This window comes from Paenibacillus agri (assembly GCF_013359945.1).
GTDB classification, from domain to species: Bacteria; Bacillota; Bacilli; order Paenibacillales; family Paenibacillaceae; genus Paenibacillus_AQ; species Paenibacillus_AQ agri.
The window spans coordinates 1-243 of the sequence record NZ_JABWCS010000069.1 but is presented as its reverse complement, the minus strand read 5'-3'; the positions used below and the strand labels follow the sequence as shown (position 1 = coordinate 243).

Annotated in this window: 1 rRNA gene; it reads right to left on the bottom strand. The window is 51.0% G+C overall.

What is annotated here, in order from left to right:
- Positions 1 to 243: ribosomal RNA gene (locus tag HPT30_RS00310) — 23S ribosomal RNA — on the bottom strand; the annotation flags it as partial.

Below are 243 nucleotides of genomic sequence, written 5' to 3'. Positions count from 1 at the left end.
GGTTGTCTGTGCAACTCCACATCCTTTCCCACTTAACACACACTTGGGGACCTTAGCTGATGGTCTGGGCTGTTTCCCTTTTGACAATGGATCTTAGCACTCACTGTCTGACTCCCGGCAACAAGTATATGGCATTCGGAGTTTGACTGAGCTTGGTAACCCTTGCGGGCCCCGCACCCAATCAGTGCTCTACCTCCACTACTTTTATACCGAGGCTAGCCCTAAAGCTATTTCGGGGAGAAC